This window comes from Marinobacter halodurans (genome assembly GCF_004327985.1).
GTDB lineage: Bacteria > Pseudomonadota > Gammaproteobacteria > Pseudomonadales > Oleiphilaceae > Marinobacter_A > Marinobacter_A halodurans.
This window is the reverse complement of record NZ_SJDL01000108.1, coordinates 1-2,034: the sequence shown is the minus strand read 5'-3', so window position 1 is coordinate 2,034 and position 2,034 is coordinate 1. Positions and strand designations below refer to the sequence as shown.

At 48.3% G+C, this 2,034-nt stretch carries 6 protein-coding genes; 2 read left to right on the top strand and 4 right to left on the bottom strand.

Annotated features, from left to right (window positions below; all coding sequences use genetic code 11):
* Positions 1-131, bottom strand: a 131-nt coding sequence (locus tag EZI54_RS23560) for a transposase (RefSeq protein ID WP_207389334.1), incomplete at its 3' end; no start/stop codon positions are given.
* Positions 132-269: 138 nt separating this feature from the next.
* Here EZI54_RS23560 and EZI54_RS23555 point away from each other — a divergent pair.
* Positions 270-632 (top strand): DUF1304 domain-containing protein, encoded by a 363-nt coding sequence (locus EZI54_RS23555; RefSeq protein WP_131484289.1) that lies wholly within the window; start codon positions 270-272, stop codon positions 630-632.
* Positions 633-735: 103 nt separating this feature from the next.
* Here EZI54_RS23555 and EZI54_RS23550 read toward each other — a convergent pair whose 3' ends face one another.
* Genes EZI54_RS23550 through EZI54_RS23540 form a run of 3 tightly spaced genes read right to left on the bottom strand, consistent with a single transcriptional unit; the run spans position 736 to position 1,830 of the window.
* Entirely contained in the window at positions 736-1,041 is a 306-nt protein-coding gene (locus EZI54_RS23550) for a bacteriocin immunity protein (protein WP_131484288.1), read from the bottom strand.
* A 7-nt stretch (positions 1,042-1,048) separates the two neighbouring features.
* Positions 1,049-1,306, bottom strand: coding sequence for a bacteriocin immunity protein (locus EZI54_RS23545; protein WP_207389333.1), 258 nt, complete (start codon positions 1,304-1,306; stop codon positions 1,049-1,051).
* Complete coding sequence (locus tag EZI54_RS23540; protein WP_131484287.1) at positions 1,303-1,830, bottom strand: hypothetical protein; 528 nt, start codon at positions 1,828-1,830, stop codon at positions 1,303-1,305. Before EZI54_RS23540 ends, EZI54_RS23545 begins: the two co-directional genes overlap by 4 nt.
* Positions 1,831-1,903: 73 nt before the next feature.
* Here EZI54_RS23540 and EZI54_RS23535 point away from each other — a divergent pair.
* Positions 1,904-2,034, top strand: a 131-nt coding sequence (locus EZI54_RS23535; protein WP_207389334.1) for a transposase, incomplete at its 3' end; no start/stop codon positions are given.

Below are 2,034 nucleotides of genomic sequence, written 5' to 3'. Positions count from 1 at the left end.
GTCAGGCGATGCTGCTTGTCGATCTCACGTAACAAGAGCAAGCCTGCATCGGAGGTGATGTGGCCACCGGAAAAATCGGCTTCAATCTGGCGGCGGGCGAGTGGCGAGAAGGTCAGTTTTTCAGGTACCATTTTGGCAGCGGCTGTTGGTGTTGATTTTGTGTTTAGGAGCTTGAAATCATAACACTTTCAGCCGCTTTCTTTTATGCCCTATGAGAAATCCGGGTTAGTTCATGCCCATGCTGGGCGTACACATGTAGGTATGTACACATGACAATAATTACCGATTTGGTAGTGTTATTGGCAGCTTTGCTCCACGGATACTTTTTGATATTGGAGATGTTCCTTTGGGATAAGCCGATGGGCTGGAAAGTCTTTGGTCATTCCAAGGAGCATGCAGCAACGACAAAGGTTTTGGCAGCAAATCAAGGTCTTTATAACGGTTTTATTGCGGCCGGTCTTTTGGTTGGTCTCTTTCAAGGTGCGGCAGGGTATGATTTCAAGTTATTTTTCCTGGCGTGCGTTGTTGTGGCCGGAATCTACGGTGCAGCAACAGCAAGCCGAAAAATTCTATTTGTGCAGGCACTGCCAGGAGCAATTGGTTTGCTTTTAGTTCTTTTCACCGGCCATTAAGCCCAGTTCGCCATAACGAACACCATGAACCCAGGCAACGATAAGCGCTGCTGACCTCCGCTTTTGAGGGTAGCAGCAATGTCTGGGTTGTTGGGGCTTGTAGTTATTTACAGCCCGTACTGGTAGGTGCTGCATTCAACCCGGCGACAACCAACATTGCCGTGACGAAACCCGGCAACCCGTTGCGGGCACGCCATTCCTCAACAATCTCTACAATACGCTCAGGCGTAGAATCATCAGGATTCTCAGGGTAGAAAATCAGGTCAGATCCATCGGGATGCTGTGACAAATCCTCGAACTGGTCAATTAGTTCATCGTGGGTCTCCGCGCAATCTGTGACATCAAAAATTCTCTTCAGAAAAGCGACGAGCTCTTCTCGAGTAATGTCTTCGATTCGGATGCTGTCCATATTGGATTTATGCCCTGAAACAAGCTTTGCCCTGTTCTCGATACCACCTTTTTAGTTCATTGATCACACCCTCGGGTGAATCATCGCGATTGTCAGGCGGGTAGAAAATCAAATCACTTTTCTCGGGGTGTTCTATGATTTCGTTGAAGCTTTGCACGAACTCGTCTTCCTCGACTTCTGAAATATCGCCCTCCCAGAATTCTTTTAGGATTTTCAGAAATTCCTGCTCCGAGTAATCATTTATACAATCTTTCTCCAGTTTCATAAGGGCTCCCTGTGAATTTCTATATGCCTTGATGGAGTTAAAACTCTCATGTTACTGACGTCGTAGACAGATCCACCATTCCTTATTTCCTCAACATGGTGGATCTCAAACCGGTTCCTTTTACCAGCTTGATCACCAATGCGTGCATACGGGGCTCTGCCAGCCTTTATAGTCTTTTGATTCCGGCTCCCAAACTGAGCCAGCAGCTCTTCAGCATTCGCTACCTCCAACCAAAACGCCTCCCGGAAACTATCAAAGTTCGAGAACTCACGCCCCCTCAGTCGATCCGCAATCTGAGAGGGTACGGGAGCACCAAGATCTTTGCCGGCATTCTCAAGCCATGTGCCAATAATATCCTCTCCCTGTCCAGTCACAACACCGCGCTCATCACGCGCTGTTTTACGGAAAACCAGATACAGCGGCTCAATACCGCTGTCTGCGGGAAAACTGACAATAAGTTCTATCTGTTCTTCGGAAGGATGCGGATATCCGGCAGGAGCTAGCCCGGATTTCTCATAGGGCATAAAAGAAAGCGGCTGAAAGTGTTATGATTTCAAGCTCCTAAACACAAAATCAACACCAACAGCCGCTGCCAAAATGGTACCTGAAAAACTGACCTTCTCGCCACTCGCCCGCCGCCAGATTGAAGCCGATTTTTCCGGTGGCCACATCACCTCCGATGCAGGCTTGCTCTTGTTACGTGAGATCGACAAGCAGCATCGCCTGAC

Bases quoted from the DNA above. Each gene is read 5' to 3' on its own strand.
- EZI54_RS23555 (WP_131484289.1), top strand. From the start codon at position 270: ATGACAATAATTACCGATTTGGTAGTGTTATTGGCAGCTTTGCTCCAC.
- EZI54_RS23545 (WP_207389333.1), bottom strand. From the start codon at position 1,306: ATGAAACTGGAGAAAGATTGTATAAATGATTACTCGGAGCAGGAATTT.
- EZI54_RS23540 (WP_131484287.1), bottom strand. From the start codon at position 1,830: ATGCCCTATGAGAAATCCGGGCTAGCTCCTGCCGGATATCCGCATCCT.
- EZI54_RS23550 (WP_131484288.1), bottom strand. From the start codon at position 1,041: ATGGACAGCATCCGAATCGAAGACATTACTCGAGAAGAGCTCGTCGCT.